The sequence below is a fragment of the Streptomyces sp. MUM 2J genome (genome assembly GCF_022414535.1).
GTDB lineage: Bacteria > Actinomycetota > Actinomycetes > Streptomycetales > Streptomycetaceae > Streptomyces.
Map to the genome: position 1 here is coordinate 65532 of NZ_JADWYM010000007.1, position 17066 is coordinate 82597.

Below are 17066 nucleotides of genomic sequence, written 5' to 3' on the forward strand. Positions count from 1 at the left end.
GCGTTCCGTGACGGGGCGGACGTCGCCCGTTGCGGCACCGAGCGCGCCCAGCGGTGGATCGGTCACGCCTCGTGCGGCGCTCGCAGTCCGCCCCGTCGGTGCGGGGCCGGTGCCGGCTGCTCCGGCGGCCCTTCCCGCCCCGGCGGCAGCGCCCCGACCGGGCAGGCCCGTCGCAGGGTGCCGTCGTAAGGTGGCCGGATGCCGCACACCGCGTCCCGTCACCTCGCCGAGGGCCCCCGCGTGGGCATACGCCACTTCACCCATGCCGACGGCCCCGAGTTCACCGCCCGCGCCAGGGAGAGCAAGGGCCTGCACCACCCCTGGCTGTTCCCGCCGGACACCGCCGGCGCGTACACCGCGTACGCGGGCCGGCTGATCGAGGACCCGACGAAGGCCGGGTTCCTGGTGTGCGAGCGGGACGGGGGTGCCATCGCCGGTTTCATCAACATCAACAACATCGTGACGGGCGCGTTCCAGTGCGGGGCCCTCGGCTACGGGGCCTTCGCGCACGCCGCAGGACGCGGACTGATGAAGGAGGGACTCGGCCTGGTCGTCGGCCACGCCTTCGGGCGGATGCGGCTGCACCGGCTGGAGATCAACGTACAGCCTGGAAACGCCGCCTCCATCGCCCTCGCCCGCTCCTGCGGATTCCGCCTGGAGGGCTTCTCGCCGAAGATGCTCTTCATCGACGGGGCCTGGCGGGATCACGAGCGCTGGGCACTCACCGCCGAGATGCGGGCTTCCGGTTGATCTTCATCGTGTCGAGATCCGTGACCGTCGACTTCAGCTCACGGAAGCCGTAGCCCAGTTCCCGCAGGGTGCGCTCGGCGCGGTCCTCACCGATCGCCCCGGCCATCTCCTCGCCGTCGTCCGCGTCCGACACCACCACGTACCGCAAGGAGAAGTGCTTCAGTGGGCGCGGCTCGTAGCTCAGCGTCCCCTCCTCGGTGAACCGCATGCTCGCCAGACCGTGCTCGCCCGCCTCCGCGAGCAGCCGCGTGCGGGCCTCGTCGGTCAGCTCGTCCCAGGTACCTCGGACGATCACGCGGTACGTGTGCTGCTCGCTCATCGGCTGGTGCGCTCCTTCGTGCGGGTCGGCAGAGGCCCGACTCTAAGGGCGGGGCCGCCGGGAGCGCACGGGGAATACCGTCGGGCCCGCCGGTTCAGGGCGTGTTCGAAGGAACTCCGCGGCGGTCCGCGTACTCGTAGACCGTGCCGTCCGGGTGCCGGGCGATCAGGGTGCGGCCTGCCGGAGTCGGCAACGGGCCGGCGATGACCTCCGCGCCGCTCGCGGTCAGTACCGCCCGGGCCTCGTCGACATCGGTGACGGCGATCGTGGCCGCCACCTTCCGCAACAGCTCCAACTCCGTCTCCGGACCGCTCATCAGCAGAAAACAGCCGACCGCGGCCACCTGCACGCCGCCGCGCCCGGAGCGGAGGGCTCTGCCGCCGGCCAGACGCTCGTAGAAGGGGATCGCGGCCTCGAGGTCGGCGACGCAGACACGGAGGGTGGCACCCAGGATCTCCATGCCGCGAGCCTAGTGGGAGCCGCGGCGGCGAGTGATCGTTTCGCAGGATCCGTCCGGACACGGGCGTCCCACGACCGGGCCGACAGGACCGCCGGGGCCGTGCCCGCTCCGGGGCGCGAGGGGAAGACGCTGCCGTGCCCGGACGGGAGGCGGTGCCTGCGCGGCAGGGAGCGAGGGCCGCCCACCGGCTGCCCCGGGTCCCGTACGCAAGCCCTTCGGTCCGGCCGCGTCGAGCCGGACCACGTTTGACGCCCCGGGCATGGGAAACGCGGACACGCACGTGTCGAGCACCCTGACGCCGGAGGCGAACCGTGAGTCGACCCCGCATCGTGATCGCCGGTGCCGGCTTTCGCCGGATACCGGGCGGCCCGCACCCTGGCCGGGCTTGCCCGGGACAGGGCGACCCCGGAACCTGCCCGGAACCAGCCTGGTGGTGAGCCTGTGAATCAGCCCGGTGGTGAGCCTGCGAAGAACCAGCCCGGTGGTGAGCCTGCGAAGAACCAGCCCGGTGGTGAGCCTGCGAAGAACCAGCCCGCGCCCGACAGGCTCTTCGAGGAGCATCCCGCTCCCGGACCGGTTCGGCGCACCGATGCTCCCCCCGACGCGGACGGAGACTGAGGCCGAGTGTTCGTCGCTCTCGGAACCGCACGCCACCTCGTCGCCCTGGACGGGGAGGTGGGCGACTCCGAAGGAACGGAGTCCTTCGCCGGGGCCGTGTTCCGGTTCGGCCTGGCGAACCCCGCCCGCCTTGCCGCTCCGGAGGGGCAGGACGTGCGGAGACCGCCGACGTGATCCGCGACGCCGACCGCGGCGACGAGAAGGAGGGCGGGGGCGGCCGGGGCGGCACGTACGCGCCCCACGCCCCCAGGACGTCGCACCGCTCACTGCCGGGCGGTCTGTCGCCGCCATGGTGGACGAAGCCGAGGAGACGGGTGTCGACTGGTGGCAGGACGACCCGGAGCCGTCCCCGTGTGTCCGGTGCGGTGAACCCGCCCCGGACGGGCACGGGCCCGAGCCGCCGGTGGTTCCCGAGCCGTCGTCGTCCGTCCGCCGACGGGAGGAGACCCCTTGACCGGACTCCGGTACGTGTACGCCATCTGCCGGCCCTTCGGCGCGCCCCTGCAGGCACAGCTGACCGGGGTGGCCGGCGCGCCGCCCCGGCGGCTCGTCCACCGCGGACTGGTCGCCGTGTTCAGCGAGGTCCCGGAGAGCGACTTCGCCGAGGCGCAGCTGCGGGCCCGCCTGGAGGATCCCGACTGGCTGACCGCGACCGCCCGCGCCCATCAGGGTGTCGTCGACGCGCTCACCGTCGTGACGACCCCGCTGCCGCTGCGGCCGGGCACCGTCTTCCGGGACGACAGCGGCGTCCGCACGATGATCGAGGAACGCGAGCACGTCCTGAACCGCACCCTGGACCGGCTGGAGGGACGGGTGGAGTGGCGTGTGCGGGTGTACGCCGACACCGGGGCGGAACAGGACGCCGGACCCGGGGAGAACGCGCGGCGCAAGGCGGAGCAGTTCGCCGGGCGGCTGCACGCGGAACTCTCCGGATACGCGGAGGACTCCCGGACCGACCCCCTGTGGAGCGGCGTGCCGTCCGGCGAGCCGGAAGCATCCGGGCACCGTGTCCTCCACGCCTCCTACCTCGTCCCGCGCACCCGCTGTGAGGAATTCGTGGAAGCGGTGGACCGTACCAAGGGCGAGGACCCGGAGACCAGGGTGGAACTCACCGGACCGTGGGCGGCCTATTCCTTCGTGGAGGACGAGTACGAGTGACCGCCGGAGCGGCGCCGGGACCGAACCCGACGCGGCGTGCGGTGGCGGCCCCGGCAGGGGCGCGGGACGGCCGGGGAACGGCCGTCCCGTCGGCGCCGCCGGACCGGCCCGGCAGCGTGCGGGCCGACCCGACGGGGCCGGATCCGGGGAAGGATCACGGTTCCTTCCGGCACAGGATCTCCCCGTGGAGCACGGCGAACCAGCCGTCCTCCTGCCGCCCCCACTCCCGCCAGGCGTCCGCCACGGCCCGCAGTTCCGCCTCGGTGGCGTGCCCCCCGTCGACGGCCAGCCGGGCGTAGGAGGAGGCCACCGTGCGTTCCGCCCACAGCTCGCTCCACCATCGGCGTTCCTCGGGCGAGGCGTACGTCCAGGTGCCGGAGGTCGCGGTGATGTCGGCGAAGCCTGCCTGCCGCGCCCATGCCTTCAGGCGCCGCCCGGCGTCCGGCTCGCCGCCGCCCGCGCGGGCCACCCGCTGGTACAGCGCCAGCCAGTCGTCCAGTCCCGGCACCCGCGGATACCAGGTCATGGCCGCGTAGTCGGCGTCGCGCGCGGCGACGAACCCGCCCGGCGCGGTCACCCGCCCCATCTCCCGCAGCACCCGCACGGGGTCGCCCACGTGCTGCAGCACCTGGTGGGCGTGGACGACGTCGAACGCGTCGTCGGGGTGGGCGAGAGCGTGCGCGTCGCCGACCGCGAAGCCGACGTTCCGCACGCCGCGCGCCGCGGCCGTGGCCCGCGCCCGGTCCAGGATCTCCGGTGCCCGGTCGATGCCGGTGACCTGTCCGTCGGGGACCAGCGCGGCCAGGTCGGCGGTGATCGTGCCGGGACCGCAGCCGATGTCCAGGATCCGCATGCCGGGCCGGAGGACGCCGAGCAGGTACGCCGCCGAGTTGGCGGCGGTGCGCCAGGTGTGCGAACGCAGCACCGACTCGTGGTGCCCGTGCGTGTAGACGGCCGTCTCCCGCGGGTTCGTCATGCGTGCCCCTCCACTCGTACCGGTCCCCGCCGGGGCCGACCCGGTCGGGCGATGGGCGACACCGTACGCACTGGCGCCGAATGGTGAGACATGGTGTCCATTATGTGAGCTGACGGTGTGTCGGTTCCGGGGGCCGGTTCCGGGTCGGCTCTGCGGGGCCGGCCGGTAAGCGCCTGCGGCGGCTCGCTGTTCGGCGGCGAACTCGAACAGCCGGGAGCCGAGGGCCGGCGGCTTCCCGCGCGGCCGGTGACGGGCGGACAGGGGCGTGGTGAGCCCGACAGCAGGGCTCATACGGCCCCTGGGTACCCTGAAGTGGCCGTTCTCCCGACCGGCGGATCGTCCACCCGGAGGAACCCTGCATGCGCCTGCTCCTCATCCGCCACGGTGAGACCCCGTCCAACCTGGAGTACGTCCTCGACACCAGCGTCCCCGGACCGGGCCTGACGGATCTCGGTGAGCGGCAGGCCGCCGCCCTCCCCTCCGCGCTCGCCCACGAGGACATCGGCGCCGTCTTCGCCTCCACCCTCGTCCGCACCCAGCTCACTGCCGCCCCGCTGGCTGCGGCCCGCGGTCTGGAGGTCACCGTCCGCGACGGCATCCGTGAGATCTCCGCGGGCGACCTGGAGATGCTGCGCGGCGACTCCGAGCGCGGGGAGCTCTACATGAGGACCGTGTTCGCCTGGCCGGCGGGGCGGACCGCGCTGCGCATCCCGGGGGGCGAGAACGGAGACGAGGCGCTGGGCCGCTACGACGCCGTGGTCGCCGAAGCCGCGGCCCTCCAGGCCGGCACGGTCGCCCTGGTCAGTCACGGCGCCGCCATCCGCATGTGGACCGCCGCCCGCGTCGACAACGTCGACGTCCCCTTCGCCGCCGCGCACCCGTTGAGGAACACCGGCGTGGTCGTCCTGGAGGGTTCCCCGTCCGATGGCTGGAAGGCCCTGACCTGGGCGGGCGAGTCGGTGACCCCGTCCGGGGCGGAGGGCCCGACCGGCCACCCGGTGGGCGGGGTCTGACCGCGTCCACGCGGAGGGACGGCCGGATGCGCCCGGCGTGGCGTGATCGCGGGCCCGGCGGGCGGGGCCCGGCCGGGGCACGGTGGAACCGGTTCCACCGGGAGCGGCACGGGCGCGGCGGATAAGCGTTTGCCCGTTCCCGCGGCCCGCCCGCAGAATGCGTCCCCATGGGACACCTGGAAGCAGCGCATCTGGAGTACTACCTTCCGGACGGGAGGGCTCTCCTCGGCGACGTCTCCTTCCGGGTCGGCGACGGCGCCGCCGGCGCCCTCGTCGGGCCGAACGGCGCCGGCAAGACCACCCTCCTGCGGTTGATCTCCGGCGAGCTGAAGCCGCACGGCGGCACCGTCACCGTCAGCGGCGGGCTCGGCGTGATGCGCCAGTTCGTGGGCTCCGTACGCGACGACACCACCGTGCGCGACCTGCTCGTCTCCGTCGCCCCGCCGCGCATCCGCGAGGCCGCACGCGCCGTCGACGCCGCCGAACACGCCGTCATGACCGTTGACGACGAGGCAGCCCAGCTCGGGTACGCGCAGGCACTCGCCGACTGGGCCGAGGCCCGCGGCTACGAGGCCGAGACGCTGTGGGACATGTGCACCACGGCCGCCCTCGGCGTGCCCTACGAGAGGGCCCAGTGGCGGCAGGTGAGCACACTGTCCGGCGGTGAGCAGAAGCGGCTCGTCCTGGAGGCGCTGCTGCGTGGCACCGACGAGGTGCTCCTGCTCGACGAGCCCGACAACTACCTCGACGTGCCCGGCAAGCGCTGGCTGGAGGAACGGCTGAAGGAGACCCGCAAGACCGTCCTGTTCGTCTCCCACGACCGCGAACTCCTCGCCCGAGCCGCAGACAAGATCGTCTCCGTCGAGCCCGGCCCGGCCGGCGCCGACGCCTGGGTGCACGGCGGCGGCTTCGCCACCTTCCACGAGGCCCGCCGCGAACGCTTCGCCCGCTTCGAGGAGTTGCGCAGGCGCTGGGACGAGAAGCACGCCCAGCTGAAGAAGCTGGTGCTGAACCTCCGTCAGGCCGCGGAGAACAGCGCCGATCTGGCGTCCCGCTACCGGGCCGCGCAGACCCGGCTGCGCAGGTTCGAGGAGGCCGGACCGCCGCCCGAGCCGCCGCGCGAACAGGACATCAGGATGCGGCTGAGGGGCGGCCGGACCGGCCAGCGGGCCCTCACCTGCACCGGGCTGGAGCTGACCGGCCTGATGAGGCCCTTCGACCTGGAGGTCTTCTTCGGCGAGCGGGTCGCCGTGCTCGGCTCCAACGGCTCCGGCAAGTCGCACTTCCTGCGTCTGCTCGCCGGGGACGACGTCGCGCACACGGGGCGGTGGAAGCTCGGCGCACGGGTCGTGCCCGGCCACTTCGCGCAGACCCACGCCCACCCCGAACTCCACGGCCGCAGCCTCCTTGACATCCTGTGGCGCGAGCACGCACAGGACCGCGGCGCGGCCATGTCCCGGTTGCGGCGCTACGAACTCACCCACCAGGCCGAGCAGGCCTTCGACCGGCTCTCCGGCGGCCAGCAGGCCCGCTTCCAGATCCTGCTGCTGGAACTCCAGGGCGTCACGTCGCTGCTGCTGGACGAGCCGACCGACAACCTCGACCTGGAGTCCGCCGAGGCCCTCCAGGACGGCCTGGAGGCCTTCGAGGGAACGGTCCTCGCGGTCACCCACGACCGGTGGTTCGCCCGCTCCTTCGACCGCTTCCTCGTCTTCGGCAGCGACGGCCGGGTCCGCGAGACACCCGGGCCCGTGTGGGACGAACGGCGCGTGGAGCGGGTGCGCTGACGCCCGCCGTGCCGCTCCCTCCCGTCCGCCCGGCGCCTCACCACCCGCGCAGCAGCGCGCCCAGACCACCGGACGGCGTGTCCGCGGACGCGTCGGGCAGGGCCGGCGTGACACAGACGGCGGGCGCGCCGGCCTCGACGGCGGCCCGCAGCAGGGCGTCGTCGGCACGGGCCTGCCACGCGGGCGGTGCGCCGAGCGCCGTGAGCTCCGTACGGCGTACCGCGACCCGGTCCGGCTCCTGACCGATCCACACCTCGCGACGCGTGTCCGGCCCCTCCGGGCGGATCAGCAGCTCGTCGATGCGGTGCTCGCGGGCGGCCTCCACCAGAGCGGGCACGCCCTCCACGGCCGTGGCCCGGCCCCGGGCATCCGGGACACGACCGGCCAGGAAGCGGTCCAGGTCCTTCCGCGCCCCGCGGCGCACATGCTCGGCACGCGCCCGGTCCACCTCCTCGTCGAGCAGCCTGCCGCCCGAGCCCGTGCCGGTCTCCACGACCCGGTCGTGGAGCCGCCGCGGCAGCCGCTCCTGCACGGCCCGCCGCTCGCGGTCGTCGCCCACCAGGATCAGCAGGTCGGCACGGGTCTCCTCCTGGCACACGGCGAGCGCGTCGGCGATCTCCGCCGCGTTGTGCTCCCAGGCGTTCTCCACCCGTAGCTGGAAGCGCCGCTCGGACCGGTCCGCCGAGCCCGTCCGGCGCACCGGCCACTGCCATCCCGGCACCGCGTCCGCCTCGTGGCCCGCCGGCCCGCCGCGCAGCTCGAAGTCCGCGCCCCTGCGGTCCAGATAGGCGACCACGCACACCGGGTCCTCCCCGGCCAGCTCCAGCAGCGGCGCCACCCGCGGCAGCGGGGCCCACTGCGCGGAACCGCCGTCCCGCGGGGGCCGGGCGAGCGGCGGATCCAGCACCACCTCGCCGGACCGGGCGAACAGGGCACGGCCGTACGGGTCGGCGGAGTGCACCAGGTCGTCGACGGCGTGCCGCACCGCCCGGCACGTCGCCTCGTCCGCCCCCTGCGCCGCGAGCTCCCGGGCCATCGCACGGGCCGTCGGCTCGCCCCGGGCGGGCCGTTCCCCGGCACCGTGGGAGAGGTCCACGTACGCGGAGGCCCAGGACCCGGTTTGTTCGTAGAGTGGATGCAGATAGGCGAGATCCATGGCTCCCTCCCGGACGCCGCTCGGAAGTCGTGGTGTGCTCACCGGGGTGGGTACCCGGACCGCAGGGACGAACACGACGTAGCGACGACGAACAGGGCACCACCATGAGCGGAGTCGACCCGGCGCGACTGGACGACCAGCAGCTGATGAGGGAGCTGGAGACGATCCACCGCACGCGCCACGACACCCTGCTGTACGGCTCGGGCGACGCGCTGCGCGCCCACAACGAGCGCATGGCGCAACTGGAGGGCGAGTACCTGCGCCGCAACCCGCGGCGCACCGTCGCCGCCGGACGGACCCGCGAGGGCGCCCGGGAGCGCCGTGGCGGGGAGTCGGCGGCACCCCCCGCCTGACCCGGGGCGAAGCCCGTGCCGCGCCCGGGGCGGCGCGGCACACCCTGCCGGGAGCCGCGCACGGGCCCGTACGCCCTCGTGCACACGCCCTCGTGCACACGGACCGGCCGGGTCCCGTCCACGAGAGCCCGGCCCTCCGGCGTCTCACGCCGCCCGGTACCCCGGTGGCGCTGTCGTCGCGCGGCGTAAGCGTCGTCGCGGGCGCCCTCACCGACCGCCGTGCCGTGCCGTTCCGGTGACCGCCTCGGCCAGCTCCTGGACGTTGCCGTAGCGCTCCCGGCGCGGCAGCGTCCGGAGCGCGTCGACGAGCGCGTCCGGTGCGTTCCTGCGGTGCAGGACGCCGGCCAGCTGGGCCGCGTCGGCCGGGAAGGCGCCGCGGCCCAGGATCCGGGCCAGCTCCAGCCGCACCGTCTCCAGGGACGCTGCCCCGCCGCCCGGCGCCACGGAGCCGCCCCAGACCTGCGGGTCGTCCTCGGCAGCCGGCTCCGGGTCCTGCCACTCCTCCAGGCGCGTGGGGTGGCCGGAGCGGAGCAGGCCCTGCAGTTCGTGCTTCCTCTCCTCGTCGCGGTACACGCTCATCCGGTCGCTGCCTCGCTGCATGTCTCCCTCCAGATCCTCGAACGTTTCCCCCGCGTACCCGGCGGACCGGCGCCGACACCGGTGCGGCCGGGGTCTGCCGGGTCACCGTGGAGGACGACCGGAAACCCCGGCCGGCGTGCACCGCAGCCGGGGGGCGTCCCCGTCACCCGGTCGGCTGCGTTCTTCCCGCCAATGGAGGACGGCCGCGCGCGCCCCCGGGCCCGGGGGGCTGTGATGTCCGCGGGGGCACGCACACGCCGTGCCGCCCGGAAGGAGCCCGCCCCATGCGCCGCACCGCCCGTGTCCTGGCCGTCGCCCTGCTCAGCGGGGCCGCGGTGGCCGCCGTTGCGCCGCACGCGGTCGCCGAGCCCGCTGCCGGGCCGGCCGCCGAGGTCGCCCCGGGGGCGGTGCGGCCGGGCGGGACCGTCACCGTCTCCGTCTCCTGCGACGCCCTGGGCGGGGCCGTGCCGGAGACCCTGGAGGCGACCTCCCCGGCCTTCGACGAGGGCACCGTCCAACTGCGCAAGGTGCCCGCGGGCGGCGACCGCGCCGCCGGGGAGCCCGCCTACCGCGGCACCGCCCGCATCTCCCCGGCCGAGGACTTCGAGGGAGCCGACGGGACCGGGCCGGACACGGCGTGGATCGTCGACGGCGACTGCCCGGCACCCCCCGGTGGGCAGGACCGGCCGTGGAGCGCCACCTTCGACGTCGACCGGGGGCCCGACCACCACGGCACCCCGTCGTCCTGCCCCGAGCCGCACGACACCTCCTGCGGCGGCCCGGTGATCCAGCACGGCGTCCGGGCGGGCGAGGGCGGCGCCTTCACCGGTTCCGTCCCCGCCCTCGTCGCCGGCGGCCTGTTCGTCGCGGGCGCTGCCGGCGCCGCCGTGCACCGGCTGCGGCGGGGGCACTCCGACCGGCGCGGCCGGCGGGTGTGACCGGGGCAACCCGTGCGGGTGCCCATGGCACACGGGGTCCGTGGGTACTCCGATTCCGAGGGACCGAAGATCGACGAGGATCCGGGCGGCGACGGCGGGCACCTGGGTCCGGGTGGAGGCAGGCATGCGGCGCACGGACCCCGAGGACCACGGGCCCGTCCGCTACGGGCCGCCTCTCCCCGGCGACGGGCTGCCGGTGCTGCCCGAGCTGACTGCGGTGGTCGCCGCCGCCGCGGGCCGCACCGAGGCCGAGCCGGTCGGCGGGGGAAGCGCCCTCCTGGACGCCGCCTGCGGCTGGTTCACCCGCCGCGGGCTGCCCGCCGGGCCCGACCGCGTGGCCGCCGCCCCGGGCGCCCCCGCACTGCTGCTGGCCCTCACCGCCGCGCTCGGCGGGGACGTGCTGGTGCCCCGGCCGTGCGCCGCCTGGTGGGCGCCCTACGCGCGCCTGCTGGGCAGACCGGTGTTCCACGTCGCGACGCCCGCCGAGTGCGGCGGCGTGCCCGACCCGTACGCGCTGCTGGAGACGGTGCGCCGGGTCCGCGCGGAGGGCGGCGACCCGCGGTTGCTGGTGCTGTCCGTCGCCGACGACCCCACCGCCACCGTCGCGCCGCCCGAGGTCCTGCACGAGACCGTCGAGGCCGCCGTCGGCGAGGGTCTGCACCTGGTCAGCGACGAGACCTGGCGCGACACCCTGCACCGCCCGCACGACACCGTGCTGCTCAGCCCCGCCGAGATGCTGCCCGACCGGGTCACCGTCGTCTCCGACCTGGCCGGCGCGCTGCTGCCGGTCGGCTGGCCCGCCGCCGTCGCCCGCTTCCCCGCGAACGGTCACGGCGACGGCCTCCACGCGCGCGTGCTCGACGTCCTCACCGCGCTCGGCGCCCGCGTGGCCGCGCCCGTCGCCGCGGCGGCGGTCCACTCGCTGTCCGAGCCCGCGGCCGTCACCGCGCGGGTGGCCGCCGCCGTGGGCCTGCACGCCCGGGTGGCCGCCGCCGTGCAGGCGGCCGTCGTGGCCGCGGGCGCGCTGGCCCGCCCTCCGCAGGCCGGCCGCCACCTGTACGCCGACCTCGGCCCGCTCCGCCCGGCCCTGTCCGGCCACGGCGTGGGCGACGCACAGGAACTGGAGGACTTCCTGACCGTCCGTCTCGGGATGCCCGCACCCGGCGGTCACCGCTTCGGGGACGACCTCGGGGCCCTGCGCGTGCGGCTCTCCACCGGTCCGCTGCTGGGCGGCACGGACGCCGAGCGAGCGGAATGCCTCACCTCCGCCGCCCCGTTGGACCTGCCGCACGTGCACCGCGCCCTGAACACGGTGAGGTCGGTCTTCGACGATCTCCGCGACGACGCCCAGCGACGGGAGCCTCCTCGATGACGCAGCAGCCCGAGTCGAACAGCACGACGGCCACCGCCGGTACCGCCGCCGCGGAGGGAACGGCGACCCGTCCGGTCGGCACCGCCGCCTGCCCACCCGAGGTCCCCCCGCTGGCGGACCCGCGTCCGCTGGGCGAACGGCGGGTGTGGCCGCGGACCTTCCACGACCGGCTCACCGCACCCCTGCCCGGCCTGAAGGCGCTCGCCCGCTTCGCCCGCGAGGGCTCGGTGCGCCCCGGCGAGGAGGGCCTGGCCGACATCCCGCGGCTGCCCTTCGAGCCGGGCCCGCTGCCGGGCGTCGACGCCCGTACCGTCGCCGTCACCTGGGCAGGGCACGCCAGCTGGGTCATCCGCATCGGCGGGCTCACCGTCCTGACCGACCCGGTGTGGTCCCGCCGCATCCTCGGCACCCCGGCCCGCATCACGCCCGTCGGCGTCGCCTGGAGCGCGCTGCCGCCCGTCGACGCCGTCGTCATCAGCCACAACCACTACGACCACCTCGACGCCCCCACCCTGCGCCGGCTTCCACGCCACACCCCGGTGTTCGTGCCGGCCGGCCTCGGCCGCTGGTTCCACCGGCGCCGGTTCAGCCGTGTCACCGAGCTGGACTGGTGGGAGGGGGCCGAGCTGGCGGCGAGGGGAACGGCGGCGGGCACCCCGGCCGGGGAGCGCGGGGGGCGCCCGGCGGGTGTCCGCTTCGACTTCGTCCCCGCCCACCACTGGTCCAAGCGGACCCTCACCGACACCTGCCGCTCCCTGTGGGGCGGCTGGGTGCTCACCGCCCCCGACGGGCAGCGCGTCCACTTCGCCGGCGACACCGGCTACGGCCACTGGTTCGGCCGCATCGGCCGGCGCTATCCCGGCATCGACCTCGCGCTCCTGCCCGTCGGGGCCTACGACCCGCGGTGGTGGCTCAGCGACGTCCACTGCGACCCGGAGGAGGCGGTGCGGGCAGCGCAGGACCTGGGGGCCCGCCGCATGGCACCGATGCACTGGGGCACGTTCGTCCTCTCCGCCGAGCCGGTCCTGGAACCGCTCACCCGCGTGCGGGCGGCCTGGCAGGCGGCGGGGCTGGACCGCGACGACCTGTGGGACCTGCCGGTCGGGGCCTCACGGGTGCTGGAGGCGCCCTGAGACGGGCCGCCGGACGCACCACCGGATCGCCGCGCGGCCCGCCACGGGACAGGCACCCGCCGACCGCCCGGGACGACCGATGCCGCCCGCACCCGCCACCCCGCACCCGCCACCGGGCACCCGCCCGGTGGTCCCGGACACCTCATCCGCGCAGGCGCCTCCACACCGTGGGCGTGCCGCTGATCAGCAGCGCCACCGCGACCGCCGCGACCACGCCCTGCCAGGGCTGGGGGAACAGGGAACCCCCGAGGATGCCGATCAGCTGGTACGTCACCGCCCACGCCAGACAGGCGGGCAGGTTGCCGCGGGCGAACGTCCGCAGCGGCCACTCCGCGAGCAGGCACGCCAGCATGATCGGGATCCGCCCGGCCGGCACCAGCCGGGACAGCACCAGGACCGCCACCCCGTGCTCGGCGAGCCTGTCCTGGGCCCGGGTGAGCCGCTCCTCCGGCGCCCGCGCCCGGATCGCCTCCAGCCAGCGGGATCCGTTCTTCGAACCCATGCCGCGCCGCCCCAGCGCGTACAGCGCCGCGTCCCCGCAGAAGGCGGCCAGTGACGCCGTCACGAAGACCAGCGCCAGCGCGAACGGCGCCGTCTGATGCACGGCCACCACGGCCGCGGAGCTCACCAGCGCCCCCGTCGGCACCACCGGCACCAGCGCGCCGATCAGCACCAGCAGGAACAGCGACGGATAGCCGATCGCCTGCTGGGTCGACTCGGGCGGCACGGTCGAGCGTGCCGCGGACAGCGCCTGGGCCAGCAGCGTCACGGGGCCACCTCCGGGCGGACGCTCTCCCCGTGCCGCAGCCGGTGCACCGCCACCGCCGGCGTCCGCACGGCGGCCAGCCGCACGAACTCGTCACCGGGGGCGTGGAACTCGTGCGGGCGCACCGCGTCCATCCCGATCGGCCAGTACGTGCCGTAGTGCACCGGTACCGCGCTGCGCGGCGCGAGCAGGGCCAGTGCCTGCGCGGCGCGCCCCGCGTCCAGGTGGCCGTCGCCGAGGTACGGCCCCCAGCCGCCCACCGGCAGCAGCGCCACGTCGACCGGCCCGACCTCCTCGGCCATCGACGCGAACAGCCCGGTGTCCCCGGCGAAGTAGGTGCGCGCCTCGCCCTCCACGACGTACCCGAGCGCGGGGGAGCGGTGCGGTCCGACCGGTAGGCGCCGCCCGTCGTGCCGGGCCGGCACGGCACGCACCAGAAGATCGCCGATCGCCGTCTCGTCGCCGGGCGCCACCTCGTACAGCCGCAGGTGCCTCAGGCGCCGCAGGCCCGGGACGGCGCGCGGCGCACCCCGGGGCACGATCAGGCGCGTGCCCGGCGCGAGGGTCTCCAGCGAGGGCACGTGGAGGTGGTCGGCGTGGAGGTGCGAGACCAGCACGACGTCCGCCCGCCGGGCCTGCGGCGGCGGTACGGGCCCGCGGCGGCGCCTGAGATGCGCGAGCCTGCGGGCGAACAGAGGATCGGTGAGGACACGGACGTCCGAATCCTCGACCGTGCAGGTGGCGTGCCCCCACCAGGTGATCTCCACCGGCACCCCTTCGCCTCCTTCGCGCGACTCCCCGAAGCCTACGGGCAGGAGTAGGGTCGGCGGCGAAACCCGGAGGTGAGGGGAGCGCCATGGGACCGACCCGCGTCACGGCGATCGCGAGTCTGACACCGCTGGAGGCACTGGACAGCGATCCGTTCCTGGTGGACTCCCGCAGCCAGCACGCCGTCTGCGCCCGCTGGGCCGCCGAACGCGGGTACGTCGTCAGCCGCGAACTGCTCGTCAGCGGACTGCGCCCCGACCACGGTGCGCTGTGGGACGGCGTCCGGTCGGGCGTCGATGTCTTCGTGGCGCCCAGCCGCCGGGTGCTGGAGAGCGCCCTCGCCTCCGTGGACGAGTTCACCGCCGAGTGCGCCCGGCGCGGAGTGCGGGTGGAGACGGTGGGTTGCGCCGAGCCGTCCTACGACGCCCGGATGAAGGCCTGCGTGCACCGGCGGCTGTCGATGCCCACGGCCGGATACGACGGCAGGTAGTCGCCGCCGGCGGCTCCCGGGCCCGGCGCCCGTCCGCCCCGGGCGCCCGCCTGCGCAGCCCGCCCTCCCGTCCGGGGCACCGTCCCCCCTCGGGACCCGGCGCCGGTGCGCACGGCCGGTGCCGCCCCCGCGCCCGCTCCGCCCGCGGACCGGACCCCGGCCGGACCGGCGAGGGCCACCGTGGGCCCGTGCCCGCTCCGGGGCGTGTGACAGGGTGGAGCCAGGCCCGTCGCGGGCGCGGGCCGGGACGTGAGGTGGGCACAGCGTGGACGGAGGGCGTTGGCGGCGGATCGCCGGGCAGACAGGGCGGAGCGTCGTGGTGTGGGCGGTGTCCACGGTCACCATGCTGGTCCTCGCCGGAGTCCTGCCCGACTTCCAGCTCCAGTCCCCCGACGGCGACAGCGCCACCCGCATAGCCGTGACGGCCGCGCTGGGCGCCGGTGCCTTCGGTCTGCTGTCGGCACTGGTCTGGCCCGCCCTGGTACGTCTCCTGCTGCTGGTGCCCGCGCTCGTCCTCGGCCTGCTGGTCTTCTTCCTCAACGGCTCCCTGCTGCTCGTCGCCCTGCGCATCAACCCCTCCGGTGCCAGCGAGGCCGACCTCGAGACCGCCGTCATCGTCGCCGCCGTGATGTCCGCCGTCGCGTCGGCGACCGGTGCCGCCCTCGCCGTGCGCGACGACGACGCCTACCGGCGCCGTCTGTACCGGCTCGCCGACCGCCGGCGCCGCCACCACCCGCCCTGCGCCTCCACCCCCGGCACCGTCTTCGTGCAGTTCGACGGGGTGGGCCACGACGTCCTGCGCGAAGCCGCCGGCAAGGGGCTGATGCCGACCGTCGCCCGCTGGCTCGGCGAGGGCGACGGGGGCGCCGCCACCCACCGGCTCACCCCGTGGCGCACCGACTGGTCCAGCCAGACCGGCGCCAGCCAGCTGGGGATCCTGCACGGCACCAACGACGGTGTGCCCGCCTTCCGCTGGTACGAGAAGGACCGCGGCGAGGTCATGGTCTGCAACCGGCCCAGCAGCGCCGCCGAACTCCAGCGCCGCGCGATCGCGCGCACCGGGGACGGCGGACTGCTCGTCACGGACGGCGCCAGCCGCGGCAACCTCTTCAGCGGCGGCGCCGGCGAACTCGCCCTGGTGCTGTCCGTCTCCGCCCGCCGCGGCCGCGACAACCGGTCCCGGGCCGGATACTTCGCCTACTTCTCCGACCCGGCGAACGCCGTGCGCACCGCGCTGTCCTTCGTCGCCGACGCCTGCCGCGAACTCGGCCAGTCCACCCGGGCCCGGGTGCGCGATCAGCGCCCACGCGTCTCCCGCGGCGGCCTCTACCCCCTCGTCCGGGCCTTCGCCACCGTCGTGGAACGCGATGTGGTGGTGGCCGCCGTGATGGGCGACATGCTCGCCGGACGCACCGCCGTCTACGCCGACCTCGTCGCCTACGACGAGGTCGCCCACCACTCCGGTCCCGTGAGCCGCGACGCCGCGCAGGTGCTGCAGCGGCTGGACCGCTCGCTCGCGCTGATCGAGAAAGTCGCCGAGCACGCCCCGCGGCCGTACCGGATCGTCGTCCTGTCCGACCACGGCCAGAGCCCCGGTGAGACGTTCCGTGCCCGTTACGGCCTGACCCTCGCCGACCTGGTGCGGGCCGGGTGCGGACTGCCCGTGCCGCGCCGCGCGGAGCGCACCCACAGCGGCGCGGAGGCCCGGGCCGCCGTCCGTGCGGCCCTGCGCCGCCCGGTCGAGGAGGGCGGGGAGCGGCACCGGCCCTCCCGGCGCTCGGAGCCGATCGTGCTCGCCTCCGGCAACCTGGGCCTGGTCTCCTTCCCGGACGTGCCGCACCGCATGACCCGGCAGGAGATCGACGCCCGGCACCCCGCCCTGCTGCCGACCCTCGCCGATCACCCCGGCATCGGCTTCCTCCTCGTCGCCGACCGGGATCACGGCGGCGTCGTCCTCGGTGCGCGCGGCGCCGAGATCCCGCTGGACCGGCTGGACGAGGGCTCCGGCCCGCTCGACGCGTTCGGACCGGGCGCCGCCGACGCCGTACGCCGCACTCATGCCTTCCCCAACACCGCCGACATCATGGTCAACTCCGTCCACGACCCCTCGGACGGCGAGGTCCTGGCCTTCGAGGAGCAGATCGGCTCGCACGGCGGCCTCGGCGGCGCCCAGAGCAGGCCGTTCCTGCTGTCCCCGCTGGCCTTCTCGCCGCCCGCCGAGGACGGGACGGAGCCGGCCGGCGCCGAACAGGTCCACCGCGTCCTGCGCCGCTGGCTGCACGAGGCGGACGGAACCCACCTCCCGGCGGCGCCCGCGGCCCCGGCACCCCCCGTGGTCCCGGTGGACACCCCGCGGTCCGCGGCCCCCGGCGGCGCCCCCCGGACGGTGCCGGACACCGGCGCGCGGGACAGGAGCGCGTGACGGGATGC

The 17066-nt window shown here is 75.6% G+C and carries 18 protein-coding genes; 11 read left to right on the plus strand and 7 right to left on the minus strand.

What is annotated here, in order from left to right:
* Positions 1–198: 198 nt before the first annotated feature.
* Positions 199–750 (plus strand): GNAT family N-acetyltransferase, encoded by a 552-nt coding sequence (locus I3F54_RS09465; RefSeq protein ID WP_240118202.1) that lies wholly within the window; start codon positions 199–201, stop codon positions 748–750.
* Here I3F54_RS09465 and I3F54_RS09470 read toward each other — a convergent pair.
* Complete coding sequence (locus tag I3F54_RS09470) at positions 722–1069, minus strand: DUF6204 family protein (RefSeq protein WP_240118203.1); 348 nt, start codon at positions 1067–1069, stop codon at positions 722–724. The genes I3F54_RS09465 and I3F54_RS09470 overlap by 29 nt on opposite strands.
* A gap of 94 nt (positions 1070–1163) precedes the next feature.
* Positions 1164–1529 (minus strand): VOC family protein, encoded by a 366-nt coding sequence (locus I3F54_RS09475; protein ID WP_240118204.1) that lies wholly within the window; start codon positions 1527–1529, stop codon positions 1164–1166.
* A gap of 624 nt (positions 1530–2153) precedes the next feature.
* Here I3F54_RS09475 and I3F54_RS09485 point away from each other — a divergent pair.
* On the plus strand, positions 2154–2321 hold the full coding sequence (locus tag I3F54_RS09485; RefSeq protein ID WP_240118205.1) for a hypothetical protein: 168 nt from the start codon (positions 2154–2156) through the stop codon (positions 2319–2321).
* Between the two features lie 276 nt (positions 2322–2597).
* Positions 2598–3305, plus strand: a complete 708-nt coding sequence (locus tag I3F54_RS09490; RefSeq protein ID WP_240118206.1) for a GvpL/GvpF family gas vesicle protein — start codon at positions 2598–2600, stop codon at positions 3303–3305.
* Between the two features lie 154 nt (positions 3306–3459).
* On the opposite strand, the gene I3F54_RS09495 is transcribed toward I3F54_RS09490, so the two are convergent.
* On the minus strand, positions 3460–4281 hold the full coding sequence (locus I3F54_RS09495) for a methyltransferase domain-containing protein (RefSeq protein WP_240118207.1): 822 nt from the start codon (positions 4279–4281) through the stop codon (positions 3460–3462).
* 359 nt (positions 4282–4640) lie between these two features.
* On the opposite strand from I3F54_RS09495, the gene I3F54_RS09500 reads away from it, so the two are divergent.
* Together I3F54_RS09500 and I3F54_RS09505 are read left to right on the plus strand one after the other, a co-directional pair.
* The gene (locus I3F54_RS09500; RefSeq protein ID WP_240118208.1) at positions 4641–5294 is read left to right on the plus strand and encodes a histidine phosphatase family protein; all 654 of its coding nucleotides are present in this window, start codon (positions 4641–4643) and stop codon (positions 5292–5294) included.
* A 167-nt stretch (positions 5295–5461) separates the two neighbouring features.
* Complete coding sequence (locus tag I3F54_RS09505; RefSeq protein ID WP_240118209.1) at positions 5462–7081, plus strand: ABC-F family ATP-binding cassette domain-containing protein; 1620 nt, start codon at positions 5462–5464, stop codon at positions 7079–7081.
* Positions 7082–7118: 37 nt separating this feature from the next.
* Here I3F54_RS09505 and I3F54_RS09510 read toward each other — a convergent pair whose 3' ends face one another.
* A complete protein-coding gene (locus I3F54_RS09510) occupies positions 7119–8237 on the minus strand; it encodes a Vms1/Ankzf1 family peptidyl-tRNA hydrolase (protein WP_240118210.1) in 1119 nt (372 codons plus the stop codon).
* 104 nt (positions 8238–8341) lie between these two features.
* Between I3F54_RS09510 and I3F54_RS09515 the strand changes: the two genes are divergently transcribed.
* On the plus strand, positions 8342–8590 hold the full coding sequence (locus I3F54_RS09515) for a DUF6158 family protein (protein WP_240118211.1): 249 nt from the start codon (positions 8342–8344) through the stop codon (positions 8588–8590).
* Between the two features lie 207 nt (positions 8591–8797).
* Here I3F54_RS09515 and I3F54_RS09520 read toward each other — a convergent pair whose 3' ends face one another.
* Positions 8798–9190, minus strand: coding sequence for a DUF2795 domain-containing protein (locus I3F54_RS09520; protein ID WP_240118212.1), 393 nt, complete (start codon positions 9188–9190; stop codon positions 8798–8800).
* 263 nt (positions 9191–9453) lie between these two features.
* Here I3F54_RS09520 and I3F54_RS09525 point away from each other — a divergent pair, with 263 nt between their 5' ends.
* The 3 genes from I3F54_RS09525 to I3F54_RS09535 all read left to right on the plus strand — a co-directional run bounded on the left by I3F54_RS09525 (position 9454) and on the right by I3F54_RS09535 (position 12612).
* Positions 9454–10107 carry a hypothetical protein gene (locus I3F54_RS09525; protein WP_240118213.1) on the plus strand — a complete coding sequence of 218 codons (654 nt, stop codon included), beginning with the start codon at positions 9454–9456 and terminating at the stop codon, positions 10105–10107.
* Positions 10108–10231: 124 nt separating this feature from the next.
* On the plus strand, positions 10232–11479 hold the full coding sequence (locus I3F54_RS09530) for an aminotransferase class I/II-fold pyridoxal phosphate-dependent enzyme (protein WP_240118214.1): 1248 nt from the start codon (positions 10232–10234) through the stop codon (positions 11477–11479).
* Entirely contained in the window at positions 11476–12612 is a 1137-nt protein-coding gene (locus tag I3F54_RS09535; RefSeq protein WP_240118215.1) for an MBL fold metallo-hydrolase, read from the plus strand. The genes I3F54_RS09530 and I3F54_RS09535 overlap by 4 nt, the downstream gene beginning before the upstream one ends.
* A 142-nt stretch (positions 12613–12754) precedes the next feature.
* On the opposite strand, the gene I3F54_RS09540 is transcribed toward I3F54_RS09535, so the two are convergent.
* Both I3F54_RS09540 and I3F54_RS09545 read right to left on the minus strand, forming a co-directional pair.
* On the minus strand, positions 12755–13381 hold the full coding sequence (locus tag I3F54_RS09540) for a DedA family protein (protein WP_240118216.1): 627 nt from the start codon (positions 13379–13381) through the stop codon (positions 12755–12757).
* A complete protein-coding gene (locus tag I3F54_RS09545) occupies positions 13378–14151 on the minus strand; it encodes an MBL fold metallo-hydrolase (RefSeq protein WP_240118217.1) in 774 nt (257 codons plus the stop codon). The genes I3F54_RS09540 and I3F54_RS09545 overlap by 4 nt, the downstream gene beginning before the upstream one ends.
* A gap of 83 nt (positions 14152–14234) precedes the next feature.
* Here I3F54_RS09545 and I3F54_RS09550 point away from each other — a divergent pair, with 83 nt between their 5' ends.
* Together I3F54_RS09550 and I3F54_RS09555 are read left to right on the plus strand one after the other, a co-directional pair.
* Positions 14235–14636, plus strand: coding sequence for a hypothetical protein (locus I3F54_RS09550; protein WP_240118218.1), 402 nt, complete (start codon positions 14235–14237; stop codon positions 14634–14636).
* A gap of 265 nt (positions 14637–14901) precedes the next feature.
* Positions 14902–17058, plus strand: coding sequence for a phage holin family protein (locus tag I3F54_RS09555; RefSeq protein WP_374205876.1), 2157 nt, complete (start codon positions 14902–14904; stop codon positions 17056–17058).
* Positions 17059–17066: the final 8 nt, after the last annotated feature.